Source organism: Brachybacterium nesterenkovii (assembly GCF_900163655.1).
GTDB lineage: Bacteria > Actinomycetota > Actinomycetes > Actinomycetales > Dermabacteraceae > Brachybacterium > Brachybacterium nesterenkovii.
Genome location: NZ_FWFG01000050.1, coordinates 51653 through 69278, shown reverse-complemented (window position 1 = coordinate 69278; position 17626 = coordinate 51653). Strand labels below are relative to the sequence as shown.

Genomic DNA, 17626 nt, shown 5'->3' with positions numbered 1-17626 from the left:
GCCCTCAGCTCAGCTTCGCTCCGGAGGACGCATCGGTGCGGCCCTCGACGTAGGCGTGATAGGCATCGGCGACCTCATCGACGTCGCCGTCGGCCACGAGGACGCCCTTGTCGATCCACAGCGCCCGCGTGCACATCGCCCGCACCGAGGCCAGCGAGTGGGACACGAAGAACACGGTTCCGGCCTTGTCGCGGATCTGCTCGATGCGCGCCATCGACTTCTTGCGGAACGAGGCGTCGCCGGTGGCCAGGGCCTCGTCGATCATGAGGATCTCGGGGGAGCGGATGGTCGAGATCGCGAAGCGCAGGCGCGAGGCCATGCCCGAGGAGTACGAGCTCATCGGCAGGTAGAGGAAGTCGCCGAGCTCGGCGAAGTCGGCCACGTCGGGGACGCTGCGGCGCACCTCCTTCGCGTTCAGACCCAGCGCGAGGCCGCCGATGATGATGTTCCGCTCGCCGGTCAGGCGCGGCAGCAGCGCGGCGTTGACGCCGAGCAGCTCCGGCTCCGCCGACGTGAAGACGCGGCCCGAGGTCGGGGGCAGCAGCCCGGCGACCGCCCGCAGGAGGGTCGACTTCCCCGAGCCGTTCGTGCCGAGGATCCCGATGGACTCGCCGTGGTGCGCCACGAACGAGACGCCGCGCACCGCCGGGACGTGGGTGATGGGGCCGGTGTCGGGACGGCCGAGGCTCACGGCCCGGTCCCACAGCGACTTGCGGTCCTGCGTCGTGCCGCCGCGTCGCGCACCGAACACCCGATAGGTGATGTGGAGGTCGTCCACGATCACGGACGGGGCCCCGATGGGCCTGCGCTCGACGCGTCGGGGGAGATTGGACTCGTCGACCTCGACATCGATGTTCTCAGTCACGGCCGTAGGTCTCCTCTGCGCGCCAGAAGTACAGGAACCCGATCGCGAAGCTGGCCACCGCCCAGGCGGTGGCCTCGATCCACAGACCCGGTGTCATGGGGATGAGGCTCTCGTTGCCGAAGGCGGCGCGGAAGAGCTCGAGGAAGATCGCGACCGGCTGGTGCAGGAGCACCGGCTTGAACCAGAGATGGTCCGGGACGACCGCGGAGATCATGAACATGCCGCCCGAGGCGTAGCGGCCCAGCGTGAGGATGAACGGCATCGCGTTGGCGATGTCCGGGGCGCGCGCGCCCACCCGGGCGAAGAACATCGCCAGACCCGAGGAGAAGACGGCGAGCAGGAACGCGGCGAAGGGCAGGGTCAGCCAGGACCAGGTGGGCCAGACCGCGCCCATGCCCGGGAGCAGGCCGGTGATCATGACGATGACGACCATCGCCACCAGGATCGGCCCGAACAGCACGGTCTCCGTCATGACGGTCGCGAGCGGCACCACGGCCCGGGGGAACCTGTGGGAGCGGATGAGCTCGATGTTGCTCGGGATCGAGTTCAGGCCGGACATCACCGAGGTCTGGAACAGGGTGTAGGTGAAGGTGCCGATGGTGATGAAGGCCGCGCGGTTGTCGATGCCCGGGGCGCTCGAGTGGAAGAGGAACCCGAAGATCACCACGTACACGGCCGCATCCAGCATGGGGCGCAGCACGGCCCAGGCCTGACCGAGGTAGGACCCCTGGTTGCGGGAGTAGGCCCGCGACGCGGACAGGTTCCAGATGAACGAGCGGCGCTCCCAGACCTGCGCGATGTAGCGCCGCAGCGGGGGCCGGACCCCCATCTGCTCCAATCCCGAGCGGGCTGCGAGCGCCTCGGCCTCCGCCGATGAGATGCGCGGTGCCAGCGGCTCCGCCGCGATGTTCTGTGACAAGTTCGTGTTCCTCCAGCCGGACGGCCCGACGGGCAGTTCGGTCCCGCGGCATCGGTAGGATCGGTCGGTGTGAACGCCTCCAGGGAAGCGACCCCGTCGGTGACAGTGGTGATGCCGGTCTTCAACGGCGCACGGACCCTCGATCGGTCGGTCGCGAGTGTACTCGATCAGTCGTTCACCGATCTCGAGCTGCTGATCGTCGACGACGCCTCCTCGGACGCCAGCGCGGCTCTGGCGGAGGGCATCTGCGCGCGCGATCCCCGCGTGCGCCTGGTGCGCCGGGAGGTCTGCGGCGGCCCCGCCGCGGCGCGCAACACGGCCCTCGCCCTGGCGCGCGGCCGGTTCGTCGCGTTCTGCGACGCCGACGACCTGTGGCTGCCTGCGAAGCTCGAACGGCAGCTGGCGCTCGCCGCCGCGACAGGCGCGGCTCTCGTGTACTGCGGCTACCACCGGGTCGATGCGGACTTCTCCGGCTCCGCCGAGGACTTCGTCCCCGAGGGGCGCGTCGTCCACGTCCCCGAGCGCGCCTCGCATGCGGCGCTGCTGCGGCGCAATCTCATCGGGAACCTCACAGCCGTCGTGGACCGGGATGTGACCGGCGACATCTCGATGCCCGACCTGCCGGGCGCGGAGGACTGGGCGCTCTGGCTGCGGATCGTCCGCGAGCACGGGCCCGCGGCGGGCATCGACGAGCCGCTGGCGCTGTACCGCGCCGCGCAGACCGGGTCGCACTCCTCGGACCGGTGGCGCGCGATCCGGGCCGTCTGGGCGGTGCTGCGGCGGCAGGAGGGGCTCGGCCCGCTGAGCGCCGCGGTCCACCTCGGCACCGGGATCCTCGCCGCGCTGCGGAAGGGCCGGATCTGAGCTCGAGCCCGTGAGTAGACTGCGCGGACCATGATCCTGATCTTCGTCGATGAGCTCGCCGGCCCCACGGGCTACCACAAATCGGTCGTGGAGACAGCCAATGCCCTCACAGGCCGCGGCTATCCGGTCGCCGTGCTCAGTCTGCTGGGCCAGGGCGACGGCTCGGCTCTGGCCATGCCCCGCTGGCCGCTGGATCCCGAGGTGCCCGTCCTCCCGCTGCAGTCGCTGCCCGCGGACGGCGGACGCCTGCTCGCGTCGAACGTGCATCCGGTCCTCGAGGGCAGGGTCTACTCGACCCGGTACGCCATCACCGAGAACCAGCTCGCCGCGATCCGGCAGCTGAGCGACGGCCTCGACGCCTCGGACACGATCATCTTCACGACCGCGCTCCAGGCGCTCATCTTCCACCGGGCGCTCGCGGGACGGCCGCGCACGGTCCGGACCGTGCTGCAGGCGCACGGCGACTACCGCCATCATGACCAGCTCGTGGCGCTCGTCGCGGAGGCCCGGGCCTCGATCGACATCGTGCAGACCGTTGCCGAAGAACTCCGCGAGCAGTTCATCCCGCAGTTCGCGCCGGAGCACGTCGTGTGCGTGCCCAACATCCACCGGGCGGTGGACGTGCCGCGGACGCCCCACGACGGCGTGCGGATCGTCCTGCCGGCCTCGTTCCAGCACCGCAAGAACCAGCTCGACGCGGTCCGTGCGCTCGCCCGGATCGAGGACCCGTCCGTCCACCTCATGCTGTGGGGCAACATCAGCCCGCTCAACCCGTACTTCATCGCGCTCCAGGAGGAGATCGAGCATCTCGGGCTCGAGGACCGGGTGCAGATCCCCGGGTTCGGCACCGAGCAGGACGTCTACGGCACCGCCGACATCGTCCTCATGACCTCGCTCTCGGAGGGCTTCGGCTACCCCCTGCTCGAGGCCGCGCACCACCGCCTGCCCACGGTCGCCTACGACTTCGACTTCGGCCCCCGGGACGTGATCGAGGACGGGGAGAGCGGGTACATCGTGCCCCTCGGCGACGTCGACCAGCTCGCGCGCCGGCTCGCGGCCCTCGTCGGCGATGACGAGCTCCGCCGCCGTCTCGGGGAGCGCGCTCGTGCCATCTTCGACGAGCGCTTCTCGGCGGATGCCGTCGTCGACCGCTACGCCGCCGTCCTGGGGCCCGCGGACGCCCGCGAGGTCGACCTCGCCGAGCTGTTCGCGACGGACGGGCACGAAGCGGTCGAGGCGGGCGCCGTCTCCCTCCGGACCCGAGGGTGGGGGCCGCGCAAGGTCCACCAGCTCCTCGTCCGCTCCGACGCGCCGCTCCACGACATCCGCATCGACGACGGGACGCGCCGTGCGGAGCCCGCGGTCGAGCGATCGCCGGGCCGCACGATGATCGAGTTCCCGGCGACGGGGTCGGACGTCGTCTCCTACGCGAGCGAGCCCGGCTCGGCCGACCGGCACTATCTCGTCGGGCCCGTGACCGGTGACCGCGCCCCCCTCCTCCCGCGCCTGCGACGCGATGCGACCTACGGCGACGGCGCTCCGCCGGTGGAGGACGACGCGATCTTCGCGGCCCGCGGCGGGGCCGGGCACGTCTCCTGGCGCACGACGCCGCGAGCGCTCATGAGCTTCGGCGCCCAGGCGACCGAGGCGGTCATCTGGAAGTCCGGGCAGGTAACGACCATGCTCGCGGCCCGGCGCGCCGCGGCCTCGACGGCGCCCACCGCTCCGGCGGAAGCGTCCGCTCCGACGGAGGCTCCCGCGCAGGCGGATGCCCACGTGCAGACGACGACTCCCGGGCAGGAGGCTGCTCCCGCACCGACGGATGCTCCCGCGCAGACGGATGCGACCAGCCCGGCCCCCGCACCGACCGCCGGCGGATCCGAGGCGCAGGGGCTGCAGCGCAGGCTCCGGCTGCCCCTGGACGCCTCGCGCGTCGCCATGAGGGTGGGCAGGACGTACGCCCGCACGGCCGCGACGATGGCGATGAACGCCGTGGCGGTCAAGGAGTCGATGCCGACGCGCCGTGAGATCCCCCGTCATCCGTGGTATCCGGTGTCGTCGGGTGTCGACAGCTTCGGTGCTCCGATCAACACCACCGGCGGCGTGCGCGTCGCCAACAGCGGCACGCAGGAGCGTCCGACGGTCACGATCCAGGGGGAGTACGACTGGCTGCTCCTGCGGGACGGCGCCTCTCAGCGCCGGGTGGAGCCCCCGTGGTCCTACGGCGAGCTGTTCGAGGCGTTCTGCGCCGCGGAGCGCGACTACGGGTTGTTCGACATCACCACCGATGACGGCGTCCATGTGTGGGAGCTCGGCCGATCCGCGCTCGTGATCCAGCTGGCGGAGGCCGCCGGGCTGTGGGGGCCGTCGGTGAACGCCGGAGGCACCGTCGCCGACATCAGCCCCGTCCGGAAGCGGATCGTGGATGCCCCTCGTGCCCGGACCGTGGTCTTCGACTACGTGCGCCGCGGCCAGACCGGGTATCGCACCGCCCCGTTCGTCCGCGACGACAGCCTCTTCGTCGTGCAGCCGTCCGCGGACGGGTACCCGGACGTCACGGAGTCGAACATGGTGTACCCGTTCGGCGAGTTCACGGCGTGGCGCAACGGGTGGCATCGGCGCTGGGACCACCTGCGAGTGCCCGAGGTGGATGCGCGTCCGTTCGAGGAGGCGCTGTCGCGGACTCTGGGCATCCACGTGGACCTCGGGGATCACCTGCGCAACCGCCTGGCGAAGTTCCTCGCGGAGCGGGAGTTCTTCACGCCGGTGTTCGAGCGGGTGCGGCCGGAGGAGGTGCTGATCGCCTCGAGCCACTGGTGGGCGGGGATCGGTGCGGCCGCGGCGCGCTCGGGTGCTCGTGTGTCGGATATCCAGTACGCCCTCACGAGTCGGTATGCCCCGAGCTTCTGGTTCGGCGGGCGCCTGCACTACGGGGCCTCGCGCTTCTACGCGTGGTCGGACTTCTGGGCGGAGCGGACGAATGCGTATGCCGAGCATGTGGTGGTGCCGCGCGAGCAGCCCGAGCTGCGGGCGCTGATGGAGGCGCCGGCCGATCGTGAGCGCTCCTGGGACGTGTGCGTGATCTCGCAGCCGCGGGTGCTGCGTCGGATCCTGGCGTTCGTGAAGGACCTCGTCCGGGAGCGCCCGGAGCTGCGCGTGGTGATCGCGCCGCATCCGGCGCAGCGGGAGATCATCGGCCAGGAGCTCGCTGCGGCGGGGCTCGCCGATGCGGTCGCGGTGGCGGAGCAGGACACGCTGACGACCGTGGCGTCCTCGGTGCTCGCGGTGGGCACGTTCTCGACCTCGATGTGGGAGGCGGCGGCGCTGGGCGTTCCCTCGTACGTGATCGAGGTCCCGGGGCATGAGGAGACGCTCCAGGACGTGGCCTCGGGTCTGTTCCGCATCGCCCGGTCTCCGCATGATCTCGTCCCCTTCGACGTGCCGGAGTCCCGGCGCGACATCTTCGGCTGAGGGCACATGGACATCCAGAACCACTACTACGGGCACAGCGCCGCCCTCGCGCGGCATGCCGGTCTCGACTCCGTGCGGCACATCGACGGGCTCCTGCAGCACGGCTGGACCGTGCGCTCACCGGTCACGGTGCACTTCGCCGACTTCCCCCGCCTCCCGCGCGGCGCCCGACGCCTCGTGTGGAGCCATGCCTCGCGGGCGTGGGACCCGGCGCAGGACACGGCGGAGACCACGGCGATCGGCGCCCCCTTCCTCTATCTCAGCGCGATGACGGCGGAGCGGACCATCGATCCCCTCGGCGCCGCGGTGGCCTTCCCCGTGCATGACACCCGCGTCGTGAAGATCGGGGCCGAGGACAGCGCCCTCGCCCGCGAGCTCGCCGAGCGGGACGGCCCCTCGGTGGTCTGCCTCCACCCCGAGGACCTCGGTCGCCCGGAGCGCCTCGAGGTCTGGCGCGAGCACGGCCACCGCGTCGTCAGCGCGGGGGAGCGGCGCGACCCCCTCTTCCTGGGGAGGATCCTGCGCCTGGTGCGCGGTGCGCGGCGCGTGGTGTCCAACCAGCTGTCCACCGCGGTGGTCTACGCCGCCGCCGAAGGGACGCCGACGGCGGTGTACGGCGAGGGCGTCGAGGTCGGTGCGCTCGGCTCGGAGGTCGCCCGTCGCACCCGCGAGCTGTGGCCGGAGTTCCACGCCGAGGACGCCGGCATCGATATCCGCCGCGCCCTCGCGCTCGACGAGCTCGGCCACCCGTCCCTGCGCGATCCGCGGGAGCTGTCGGGCCTCCTGGGCTGGGACCATCGCCGTGCCCGCCCGGCCATGAGCTACTGGTTCGGGGCGCCGGTGCGCAAGGCCGGCGCGGTGCTGGGGATCCTGGAGCGTGCGGAGGGGGCGCAGGACGCCGGCTCCGGTGCATCGCCCCTGGTGTTCCTGCGCCACCCCCTCAGCCATCTCCCGGGACGACTGCCCCGGGTGCCGCAGGGGGAGGAGCTCCTCGCCGAGCCGCTCGAGCCCTCGCTCTGACGCCGTCGCCCGATGGGGGTGATGGGAATCGACCAGGGCCGACACGGTGCCGGTCCTCGATCCCGAACGGACCTGCGGCGTCGTGATCGGCAGCACGGTTCGGGCATCCTGGGCCACCGGCGCGCTTCCGGATAAGATGCCCGACTGAGACGAGCCGCCCGGAGCTCGACCGGACTCCGAAGGTGGGCGCCGTGGACACCGTGCTCCGCAAGCTCGTACGCGCAGCGAGACAGAGGAGTCTCAGCGCCCCGGATCGGCGTTTCTCTCCCGCAGCCCGGCGAGCAGTGCTGATGGATGCGGCGACGGGAGCGGCCCCGGACGAGCTCCTCGCCATCGCCCGGCACCTCGTCCGGCTGCGCAATTTCCGGACGGCATCGGACCTCGTCAGCGGACTCGATCCCGACGAGCTGGACCTCGTCGACCAGTGCTTCGTGGGAACGACGCTGCTCAGCGCCCAGAGCGGGATCGCCTCCGATGAGCTGCTGGCCGCGCAGCTCCGAGGGATCGGGCAGCGCGCCCTCCGCCCGGCCGAGGCGTCCCGCCTGGGGGAGTGGATCCACCTCTCCGGTTTGGAGCTGTCGGACAAGCTCGGTGCCCTCGAGGCGCTCCCGGTCCAGCGCACAGACCCGCGGGCCTTCGGCAGCGTCACCAGGGACCTGCGCTTCCGCGCGTTTAGGCTCCGCACCGCTGCGCTGGAAGGCGTGGACGTCCTCGACTTCTTCGAGGGAGGCGAGAGGGATCCTGACCAGTGGAAGGACAACCTGCGCTACGTCGGCGACCTCGTCACCCACGGGCACGAGCGACGGGCGCGCGCACTCCTCGAGCGCCAGCTCGCCCAGCACGGGCTGCGGGACCGGGGCGTCGTCGAGGCGGTGCTCCGCTTCGACTCCGGCTCCCTCCTCGACGACCCTGCGACGATACCGAACGATCACCACACGGCCCCCGGCGTGCTGGCCCTCGCCCACGACCTGAGGGCGGTGAGCTCCGCCCACGCGGCCCTCTTCGCCGCCTGCCTCGCGGCGACGGCCGCGCGATACCCGTCGATGGACGTGTACACCCGCGATTCCCTGTTCAGGGTGCTCACCGTCAAGGATCTGCTCCCCGAGCTCGACGCCCTGGCTCCCGACCTCCGAGGCGTGCCCGACACGATGCTCGGCGCGCGCTGCGGGCGGGGCCTGATCGCGATGGAGCAGGGCGCTCACCGCGATGCCGCTGAGCTGCTGCGGTCGGTCCTCGTCGAGGACCCCACGTACACCGCGGCCGCCACCGGTCTGCGCTTCGTCTACGCCCGGCTCGACGACGACCGCTCCGTCATCGACCTCCGCAACGAGATCGGGTACGGCTCTGCGAGCGCCGGGCGCCCGGGTATCCGCTCCGGAGACCGGGATCAGGCCACGACGCTGCTGCTGACGGGGCAGTACCTGAGGAGCTGGAGCGTCCGCAGGGCGGCACTGCAGTGGCGCATCCTCGCGCGCGACCTCGGCACCAGATTCCTGAACTACCAAGAGCTGCCGGATGACCCCGGCTCTTCGCTGTTCCTCATCATGGACGACGGGGTCGGCGACGAGATCCGCGGAGCCCAGTACCTCGCCGAGCTCGCCGCGAGGTACTCGGTCACGGCCACCTGCGACCCGCGCCTGCGCCCGCTCCTCGAGCGGAGCTTCCCGACCATCGAGTTCGTGGACGTCGCGCGACGACTGCGCGGAGTCCTGAACCCCGTCTATGACGGCCGGTACAGCGATGCCATCCTCGCCAGCCACGTTCCGGTGCAGTGCGATCCGCACATCGAGTCGGCGGATCACGTGACCTTCGGGCAGAACCTCACCTTCAACAGGTTCGCCGGCGTGCTCCCGCGCTCGGATGAGGGTGCCTACCTGGTGCCCGATCCCGCCCGGGCCGTTCCGCGCAGCTCGGACTCCCTCAAGGTCGGGCTGGTCTGGAAGAGCCACTTCGCCAGCGCCTCACGACGGATGATGTACCTCGGCGTGGACCGCTTCGCGCCGCTGCTGGACGTCGAGGGCGTGGAGTTCTGGTCGGTGCAGCACGCCACCGATCCCGAGGAGGCCGCCTACTGCGCCGAGCACGGGATCCGGCAGATCGAGGATGTGGACCTGTTCGACGACCTCGAGGGGCTGGCCGGGCACCTGGCATCGATGGACCTCGTGATCGGCATCAGCACGGTGCCGATGGAGCTCGCCGCCGCCGTCGGGACACCCGCCTGGCTGCTCGGCTTCTCTCCGGAGAACTACTACTACCGCACGGCCGGGGGAGCGACCTCCGTCGACCAGCTCTCGCGCAACTCCACGATCATCGCGCCGCGATGGATCGACTTCAGCGACCCCGACGAGCGCTGCGTCGACCTCGTGATGGCCGACTGCCGCGCGCGCCTGGTGCGTCGTGCCCGCGCTCACCGCTCCGTCTGAAGGCGGCGGGCGGAGGGCGGAGGGTGCTCCGGTAGCATCGCCCCATGTCCTCGACCAGCAGCACCCCCGCGCATCAGATCCGGATCGGCGACCTCACGGTCTCCGAGGCACATCGCCCCTTCGTGGCGGCGGAGATGTCCGGCAACCACAACGGCGACCTCGGGCGCGCGCTCGAGATCGTCGACGCGATCGCGGATGCGGGCGCCCCCGCGATCAAGCTGCAGACCTACACGGCCGACACCATCACGATCGATGCCGACGGCCCCGCGTTCCGCATCACCGACTCCCACGGCCTGTGGGGCGGGCGGAACCTCTACAGCCTCTACCAGGAGGCCCACACCCCCTGGGAGTGGCACGAGCAGATCTTCGCCCGCGCCCGCGAGCGCGGCATGATCCCCTTCTCGAGCCCCTTCGACGCCACGGCCGTCGACCTCCTCGAGGACCTGGACGCCCAGGTGTACAAGATCGCCTCCCTGGAGATCGGGGACATCCCGCTCCTGCGGAAGGTCGCCCGCACCGGCAAGCCGGTCATCCTGTCCACGGGCGCCGCCGATGCGGCGGATGTCGACCTCGCGGTCTCGACCATCCGCGCTGAGGGCAACGACCAGATCGCCGTGCTCGGCTGCACCTCGTCCTACCCGGCCACCGCCGAGGCGTCCAACCTGCGCACGATCCCGGTGCTGCGCGACACCTGGAACGTGGTCGTCGGCCTCTCGGACCACACCAAGGGCATCGGCGTAAGCGTCGCCGCCGTCGCCTTCGGCGCCTCGATCCTCGAGAAGCACGTGACGCTGCGCCGCGCGGACGGCGGCGTCGACTCGGACTTCTCCCTCGAGCCCGAGGAGCTGAAGGCGCTCGTGGACGAGTCCTACGCCGCGTGGCTCGCCCTCGGCGAGGTCCACGTCGGCCCCACCGCGAGCGAGGCGGAGAGCCAGCGCCTGCGCCGCTCGCTCTTCGTCGTCCAGGACGTGCGCGCGGGCGACGAGGTCACCGAGGCGAACGTCCGGTCGATCCGCCCGGCCGGCGGGCTCGAGCCGCGCTATCTCGACGTGGTCCTCGGGCGCCGTTTCGCCCGGGACGCCGAGCGCGGCACGCCGCTCAGCTGGGATCTCGTCTGACCAGGACGTCGAAGTCGCCGTCGCGGCGACCGACCGCGAGCTCGTAGCCCGCACGCCGGAACAGCCGCTGCGACGCCTCATTGCCGGGCAGGACGGCGGCGACGATCCTCGTGCCCGGATGGCGCCCGTCGAACGCGCGCTCTCCGGCGGCGAGAACAGGGCCGGCCAGGCCCCGCCCGCGCGCCTCCGGGGCGAGCGTGATGGACACCTCCCACTCCGGCTCCTCGAGACGGTCGAAGCGGACCGTGCCGATCGGTGCGCCTGCCTGCTCGACCACGTACAGCTCCCGGTCCTCGGACGCCAGGACCGCGCGGAACCAGCCCGCGTGGTCGCCCCAGGGGACGAGCCCGGTGGAGCGGGAGACCCGGCGCGTGGCCGGATCGTTGCGCCAGCGCAGGAGGAGCAGGGCATCGCTCTCCCCGGCGGGACGGGCCGTGATCGATGAGCCGTCCCCTCCGCGGCGGGAGTCGAGCGCGTCCCCCCATGCCGCGACGATCCGGGACGCGCCGAGCCCGTCGACGGCATCGCGACCGGCCGCCGCCCACGACCGGCCCTCGCGCAGGTCCCGCAGCGCCTCCTCGACGCGGGCGGTCGCCGCCGCGGGATCCGCGCGGACCTCGTCCAGCGTCCCGAGCCCGTGCGCGATGCCCGTCGAGAGCGCGGCCTCGTACCCGGCGACCTGGTTCGCGACGACCGCGACGAGCAGGCTCGGCACGCCGATGCAGGCGAGTTCCCACGCGGTGGTCCCGGCGGCGCTGACCACGAGATCGGCGTCGCGGGCGCGGTCGAGGAAGGCGGGGGATGGCTCCTCGAGCCGGACTTCGTCCCCTGCCGCGGCCCGCACATCGTCCCAGGCGCTCGCGCGGGCGATGACAGTCACATCGCCGGCTCCGCGGGCCGCGGTGCAGACCGCTGCGATGGTGCCCGCGGCGCCCGTCGCGTCGGTGCCGCCCATGACGACCAGGATCGAGGCGGCGGGGCCGACAGGCCGGGAGGCCTCGCGCTGGGCCCGTGCCGCGCGGACCGCGGCGCGCATCGGGGCGTACCGGATGCCCCGCAGCACGGCACCGCTGCCGTCGCGGGGACGCTGCGTCCGCTCCGCGCCGATGGTGGAGTCGATGGCGATGTCCGCGGGGCGGCGCCCGAAGGAGGAGTCCTCCATCGAGGACAGCAGCGCGCCCGAGGCGTGCACCTGCTCGATCGCGTCCGGGCCGACGGCGTAGTCGTCGACGTGGACGACCGTCGCGCCGACCTCGGCGGCGAGGATCCCGAGATCATCACCGGCCGGGACGGCCTCGATCCCGGCGTCGGCCAGCAGCTGCTGCGCCAGCTCGGAGCGGATCGCCCCGGCGACCACGACCTCATGCCCCGCATCCCGGGCGGCGTCCGCCACCGAGACGGCCCGCACGAGGTGGCCGACGCCGCCGTCGGGCGTCGCGTCGCAGCGCAGGACGGCGAGCGTCATCCGTCCGCCAGCCCCTTCTGGCGCACGGCGGCGTTGATGCGCGTGATGTCCGGCCGCGAGCGCAGGAGATCCACGACCTCGTGCCACGACGGCGGGCGGTCGCCGAGCTCGGCGACCACGGCGTCGAGCATCTCGCCGTCCTCCGCGGTGTCGAGCGTCACGCGCAGATCGTTCGCGGCCGGCTGCACCACCAGGCCCATGGTCCGGAACGTCCGCTTGGAGTCGTACAGATACGAGGTCACGTGGATCCGGTGGAAGCTCTCGGCCTCGGCATCGGCGGTGAGCAGAGCGCGACGGGAGGCGAGCTCCACGTCCAGGCCGCGCGGCAGGGTGCGCACGAGCGTGGAGGCGGCGTAGTCCAGGCTCTCGTCGTTGCGCCACAGGCTCACGACGGCGGAGATCAGCGCCGGGTCGGCGAGGGGGCAGTCCGCTGTGAGACGCACCACGGCGTCCGCGCCCGTCTCCTCGAGCGCCAGGGCGAAGCGCGACAGGACATCGTCCTCGCTGCCCCGCACCACCAGCACGCCGAGCTCGGCAGCGAGCTCGGCCACGGCGTCGTCGCCCGGCGCGGTCGAGGTCGCGACGACGACGTCGTCGATGCCCCGGGCCGCGCGGGCGCTTCGCACCATCCAGGAGAGCACCGGGCGGCCGCCCAGCGGTCGCAGCACCTTCCCGGGAAGACGGGACGATCCGGTCCGGGCCTGGATCACGGCAACGATTCGCGAGTCACTCACCGTGCCATAATCGCACGCACAGTCCGGGCGCTCCGGCGACCCTCCCGACCCGACGACGAAAGAGATCCGCGTGTCACTCCTGAACGGTGCATCCATCCTCGTGACCGGTGGGACCGGTTCCTTCGGCAAGGCGTTCCTGCGGGAGGTCCTGGACAACCACGATCCGCGTCGCGTCGTCGTCTTCTCGCGCGACGAGCTCAAGCAGTACGAGGTCCGCAACCTGTTCGGCAACGACCCGCGGCTGCGGTGGTTCATCGGCGACGTCCGGGACGAGCGCCGCCTGGCCCGCGCGCTGCACGGGGTCGACTACGTCGTCCACGCGGCGGCGCTGAAGCAGGTCGACACCGCGGAGTACAACCCGTTCGAGTTCGTCAAGACCAACGTCCTGGGCAGCCAGAACGTCATCGAGGCGTCCATCGACGCCGGGGTGAAGAAGGTCGTGGCCCTGTCCACCGACAAGGCCTCGAGCCCCATCAACCTCTACGGCGCCACCAAGCTGACCGCCGACAAGCTCTTCATCACCGGCAACCACTACGCGGCCGCCTACGACACGCGCTTCGCGGTGGTGCGGTACGGCAACGTGATGGGCTCGCGCGGCTCCGTCATCCCGTTCTTCCGCCGCCTCGGCGAGGAGGGCAAGCCCCTGCCCATCACGGACCTGACCTGCACGCGGTTCTTCATCACGTTGCCCCAGGCGGTGCAGATGGTGATCGACACCTTCGAGCTCATGCAGGGCGGCGAGCTGCTCGTCCCCAGCATCCCCTCGATGAAGGTCACGGACCTCGCCCAGGCCGTCGTCCCGGGCGCCGAGATGGTCGACGTCGGCCTCCGCCCGGGCGAGAAGCTCCACGAGGAGATGATCAGCCCGGAGGAGGGCCGCCGCGCCGTCTCGATCCGCGACGGCAAGTACTTCATCATCCAGCCGGACCTCGCGACCTGGGGGTACACGACGCCCGAGGGCGCGACCCCCGTCGAGGACGGATTCTTCTTCCGCTCGGACTCCAACGACCAGTGGTACACGCGCGAGGAGATCGCGGCGATCATCGAGAAGGGGATCTGAGATGCTGCCCTACGGGCGCCAGTCCATCGATGACAGCGACGTCGACTCCGTCGTCCGCGCCCTGCGGAGCGACTGGCTGACGACGGGCCCGGAGGTGGACCGCTTCGAGGCGGCCGTGGCCGAGCGGGCCGGAGTCGGCCACGCGGTGACCGCCACCTCGGGAACGGCCGCGCTGCACATCGCGTACGCCGCCGCGGGGATCGAGCCCGGCGACGAGGTGGTGACCACGCCGCTGACGTTCGTGGCGACCGCCGCGACCGCCGCCCTCCTCGGGGCGCGCATCGTCTTCGCCGACGTCGACCCCGCCACGGGCAATCTGGACCCGAAGGCCGCCGAGGCCGCCGTGACGGACCGGACCCGCGTGGTCGCGGGCGTGGACTATGCGGGCGTCCCCGTCGACGCTCCCGCCTTCCGGGACCTCGCGCAGCGCCATGGCCTCCTCTTCCTCGAGGACGCCGCGCACTCGATCGGGTCGACGCTCGACGGCGCGCCCGTCGGCTCGCTCGCCGACCTCACGACCTACTCGTTCTTCCCCACGAAGAACCTCACGACCACCGAGGGCGGCGCCGTCGTCACGGCGGACGATGACCTCGCGGCCCGCGCGCGGGCGTTCAAGAACCACGGCCTGGTGCGCGACCGCGCCCAGCAGCGCTTCCCGGACGAGGGCCCGTGGCACCAGGAGGTCCACACCTTCGGGCTCAACTACCGTCTGCCCGACGTCCTGGCGGCGCTCGGCACCAGCCAGCTGGCGCGGCTCGACGACTTCGCGGCGCGCCGCGCGCAGATCAAGGCGGCCTACGACGCGGCGCTGTCCGATCTCGACGGCGTGGACATCCCCGTCGCCCCCGCCGGGGCCGCGCCCGCATGGCACCTGTACCCGCTCCGCGTCCCCGCCCAGCGGCGCCGCGAGATCTTCGAGTCGCTGCGCGCGCAGGGCATCGGCGTGCAGGTCAACTACATCCCCGCCTACTGGCATCCGGTCTTCGAGGACCTCGGCTACCAGCGCGGGATGTGCCCGGTCGCCGAGGACTACTACCGGCGCGAGATCTCGCTGCCGATGTTCCCCGGGCTCACGGACGCCGACGTCGAGTGCGTCATCGAGGCCGTGCGGAAGGCCGTCGCCGGCTGAGGGCCGCCGCAGGCAGGGACCGGGGCGCCCGGTCCGGGGCTCCGTGCTCCGGGCCGGGCGCCCGTCCATGCGACGAGGGCGCCCGCCCGCACGGCGAGGGTGCCCCTCCGTGGGCCAGGGCGTCCATGAGCCCCGGAGGACGGCGCGAGCGGTCAGGCCCCGGGATCGCACTCGACGCGGATGAGCCGCGAATGGGAGGTCTCGAAGACCACGGGTCCCAGGTCGTCCCCGCCCCACCCGATTGGGGAGAACGTCGTGTCCCGCTGGTACAGGATCGACTCCTGGTACACGTAGTCGATGCCCCGGTCGCGCAGCGCCCGGCACGCCGCGGGGGAGGAGCCCGCTTCCGGGACCGCGTCGATCGCCGCACGATCCGGTGCCGTCAGGACGGCCCCGGCGACGGGCACGTAGGCCCGCAGGCCGAGCAGCGCATACATGTGCGAGGCGCCCGAGTAGGGGCTCGCGAGGATCGTCGCGTCCGGGTCGAGCTGATCGGCCACCTCGGTGAAGCGGGCCACCTCGTCGGCCTGGAGGAACCGGCCCCGCCCGGCGTACTCCGCGTCCAGATTCAGCGCGGCATTGTCCAGGCGCGGAGGGACGGAGGAGAGGGCGACGGCCACGGCGGTGAGGACGAGCACCGCGCGCGTCGCGGCCGAGAGTGGCTCGGCGTCCTCGCCGACCAGGCGCAGGCGCCGAGCCCAGGCCTGCAGACCGGGGATCACCAGCAGCGCCGAGACCAGGGCGAGCGGCACCGCGATGCGGTCCTGCCCGCGGAAGTACAGCACGGACAGGTTCAGCGGGGAGTCCACGGCGGCGTCGAGGTACAGCACCACGAGCACCCCCCACAGGGCGGCGATCCAGCGGATGCGTGGCGTCCTCGCCGCGCGCACGAGCCCCGGCCACCAGAGCACGGCGAGGCAGACGCCCAGAGCCATCGGCCAGACCGTCCACAGCCCCAGTCCCACTTCGCCGAGTGCCGTGTACCACGGGACCCGCAGGCCTCCCGTGAAACCGGTGACGCGCGCGCCCAGCGGGGTGAGGACGAGGGCCGCGATCGGGGCCAGCGCGAGCAGCGGCACGATCGCCAGCAGCGGTCGGGTCCGCCAGTGCGGCAGGCCGGTCACCGCGGTGAGCACGGCGACGGCGAGCAGCGCGGTCACGCCGACGTTGGGCTGCAGCAGCGTCAGGCCCGCTCCTGCCGCCGCGATCATGCCCGTGGCGGCGACGGCAGTGCGGATCGGCGCGGTGCGGACAGGGACAGTGCGGATCTGAGCGGTGCGGGCCGGGGCGGTCGCTGCGCGTGACGGTGCCGCCTCCGCCTCGACGGGGGAGCTGCCGTCCGCAGGCGGCACGGTGCCCGTGCACGACTCCCACAGCGCGGCGGCGCCCGCCAGGGCTCCGCCCAGGAACGCGAAGCCCACGAGATTCGGGATGGGGGAGAGGTGGATCCAGAGGTCGAGGGGGCTCGCGGGGATCACGATGGCGATGGCCGCGCAGGCCGGCGGGGCCCACGGGGTCCGCGGCAGGGCGACCCGGGCGAGCAGCGCGGCGCCCAGGGCCCACGGCACCACCGCGAGCGCCAGCGTCGCGCCGTTGAGCAGGATCGGGATGTCGATGCCGGGGATGAGCGCCACGAGGTCGTGGAATGCCGCGGGGTAGGAGGCGGGCGACCGGGCCGGGCTCGCCACCGCATTCAGCGTCAGGCTCGAGGCCTGCCCCGTCTCCCGGATGTAGGCGAGCGCGGTGAGATGGAAGAGGGTGTCGTAGCGCTCGAGCACGGCGTCGGCGCGGCCGGCGCGGGCCGCGATCGGTCCGACGGCCAGGAGCAGGGCGCCGGCCAGGATGCCGCTCCAGGCCAGCTGGGCGCGGCGGCCCAACGCCGACCAGGGCGCGTCGAGGACGGTCGACGGGAGCGCGAGCCCCAGTCGGGCGAGACCGCCGGCCAGGGCGATAACCGCGGCGGAGAGCACGATGAGCACGGGCAGCGACCAGCGCAGCCCGACGCCCTGGGCGGCGATCGCACCGACTCCAGCGATGCAGGCGCCGAGCGCCGGGGCGAGCGCGAGGGCGAGGCCCCGCGACCCTGCCGCCGCCCTCACGACGAGATAGCCGGGCGCATAGGCGATGAGCAGGACGCCGAGGAACGCGGCGCCCAGCTGGAGGAGATCGGTCATCGGGACCTGTCGCCCAGGACCCGCTCGCGGTACTGCACCGGCGGTTCCGACTCGTCGATCGCGATGCGTCGTGCCAGGTAGGTCGTGCGGACCTCGGCCGACTTCGTCCGGGCCTCCTGGAGGGCGAGCGACCCGAGGAGCACGACCACCGTCAGATACAGCAGCAGGTCGGCGCCGCGCCCGACGCCGACGAGGTGCGCGACGCCCGTGACGAGCGTGGGGAACAGCACGGCGAGCACGGCGAAGACGGTGAAGGCGACGAGGAGCAGCCGACGCACGGCGAGCTGCTTGGCGCCGCGATTGACGAACAGCCACGCGGCGATGCCCACGATGCCGATCAGCAGGAAGAGCTGGATCATGACGGTGTGCCCTGTCACACCGATG

The 17626-nt window shown here is 72.3% G+C and carries 13 protein-coding genes; 7 read left to right on the top strand and 6 right to left on the bottom strand.

Annotated features, from left to right (window positions below):
- Positions 1-4 precede the first annotated feature (4 nt).
- Both FM110_RS05635 and FM110_RS05630 read right to left on the bottom strand, forming a co-directional pair.
- On the bottom strand, positions 5-865 hold the full coding sequence (locus tag FM110_RS05635) for an ABC transporter ATP-binding protein (RefSeq protein WP_087103436.1): 861 nt from the start codon (positions 863-865) through the stop codon (positions 5-7).
- Complete coding sequence (locus FM110_RS05630) at positions 858-1784, bottom strand: ABC transporter permease (RefSeq protein WP_234991945.1); 927 nt, start codon at positions 1782-1784, stop codon at positions 858-860. The genes FM110_RS05635 and FM110_RS05630 overlap by 8 nt, the downstream gene beginning before the upstream one ends.
- Before the next feature lie 69 nt (positions 1785-1853).
- On the opposite strand from FM110_RS05630, the gene FM110_RS05625 reads away from it, so the two are divergent.
- From FM110_RS05625 to pseI, 5 genes are all read left to right on the top strand, one after another.
- Complete coding sequence (locus tag FM110_RS05625) at positions 1854-2648, top strand: glycosyltransferase family 2 protein (protein ID WP_234991944.1); 795 nt, start codon at positions 1854-1856, stop codon at positions 2646-2648.
- A 30-nt stretch (positions 2649-2678) separates the two neighbouring features.
- Positions 2679-6119, top strand: a complete 3441-nt coding sequence (locus tag FM110_RS05620) for a glycosyltransferase (protein WP_087103434.1) — start codon at positions 2679-2681, stop codon at positions 6117-6119.
- Between the two features lie 6 nt (positions 6120-6125).
- Positions 6126-7139: a hypothetical protein gene (locus tag FM110_RS05615; RefSeq protein WP_087103433.1), complete on the top strand. Its 1014-nt coding sequence runs from the start codon at positions 6126-6128 to the stop codon at positions 7137-7139.
- A 290-nt stretch (positions 7140-7429) separates the two neighbouring features.
- Positions 7430-9562: a glycosyltransferase family 9 protein gene (locus tag FM110_RS05610; RefSeq protein WP_143276285.1), complete on the top strand. Its 2133-nt coding sequence runs from the start codon at positions 7430-7432 to the stop codon at positions 9560-9562.
- Positions 9563-9606: 44 nt separating this feature from the next.
- The gene (gene pseI / locus FM110_RS05605; protein ID WP_200810180.1) at positions 9607-10680 is read left to right on the top strand and encodes a pseudaminic acid synthase; all 1074 of its coding nucleotides are present in this window, start codon (positions 9607-9609) and stop codon (positions 10678-10680) included.
- Here the strand turns inward: pseI and FM110_RS05600 are convergent.
- On the bottom strand, positions 10661-12145 hold the full coding sequence (locus FM110_RS05600; RefSeq protein ID WP_087103429.1) for a bifunctional UDP-2,4-diacetamido-2,4,6-trideoxy-beta-L-altropyranose hydrolase/GNAT family N-acetyltransferase: 1485 nt from the start codon (positions 12143-12145) through the stop codon (positions 10661-10663). The genes pseI and FM110_RS05600 overlap by 20 nt on opposite strands.
- Entirely contained in the window at positions 12142-12855 is a 714-nt protein-coding gene (locus FM110_RS05595; RefSeq protein ID WP_234991943.1) for a cytidylyltransferase domain-containing protein, read from the bottom strand. The genes FM110_RS05600 and FM110_RS05595 overlap by 4 nt, the downstream gene beginning before the upstream one ends.
- Before the next feature lie 94 nt (positions 12856-12949).
- Here FM110_RS05595 and pseB point away from each other — a divergent pair, with 94 nt between their 5' ends.
- Positions 12950-13939, top strand: coding sequence for a UDP-N-acetylglucosamine 4,6-dehydratase (inverting) (gene pseB / locus FM110_RS05590; protein ID WP_087103427.1), 990 nt, complete (start codon positions 12950-12952; stop codon positions 13937-13939).
- A 1-nt stretch (position 13940) separates the two neighbouring features.
- On the top strand, positions 13941-15068 hold the full coding sequence (pseC, locus tag FM110_RS05585) for a UDP-4-amino-4,6-dideoxy-N-acetyl-beta-L-altrosamine transaminase (protein ID WP_087103425.1): 1128 nt from the start codon (positions 13941-13943) through the stop codon (positions 15066-15068).
- Positions 15069-15220: 152 nt separating this feature from the next.
- Here the strand turns inward: pseC and FM110_RS05580 are convergent, their stop codons facing one another.
- Both FM110_RS05580 and FM110_RS05575 read right to left on the bottom strand, forming a co-directional pair.
- Positions 15221-17242 carry a DUF6541 family protein gene (locus FM110_RS05580; RefSeq protein ID WP_087103423.1) on the bottom strand — a complete coding sequence of 674 codons (2022 nt, stop codon included), beginning with the start codon at positions 17240-17242 and terminating at the stop codon, positions 15221-15223.
- Entirely contained in the window at positions 17239-17601 is a 363-nt protein-coding gene (locus FM110_RS05575; RefSeq protein ID WP_087103422.1) for a DUF2304 domain-containing protein, read from the bottom strand. The genes FM110_RS05580 and FM110_RS05575 overlap by 4 nt, the downstream gene beginning before the upstream one ends.
- Positions 17602-17626 lie beyond the last annotated feature (25 nt).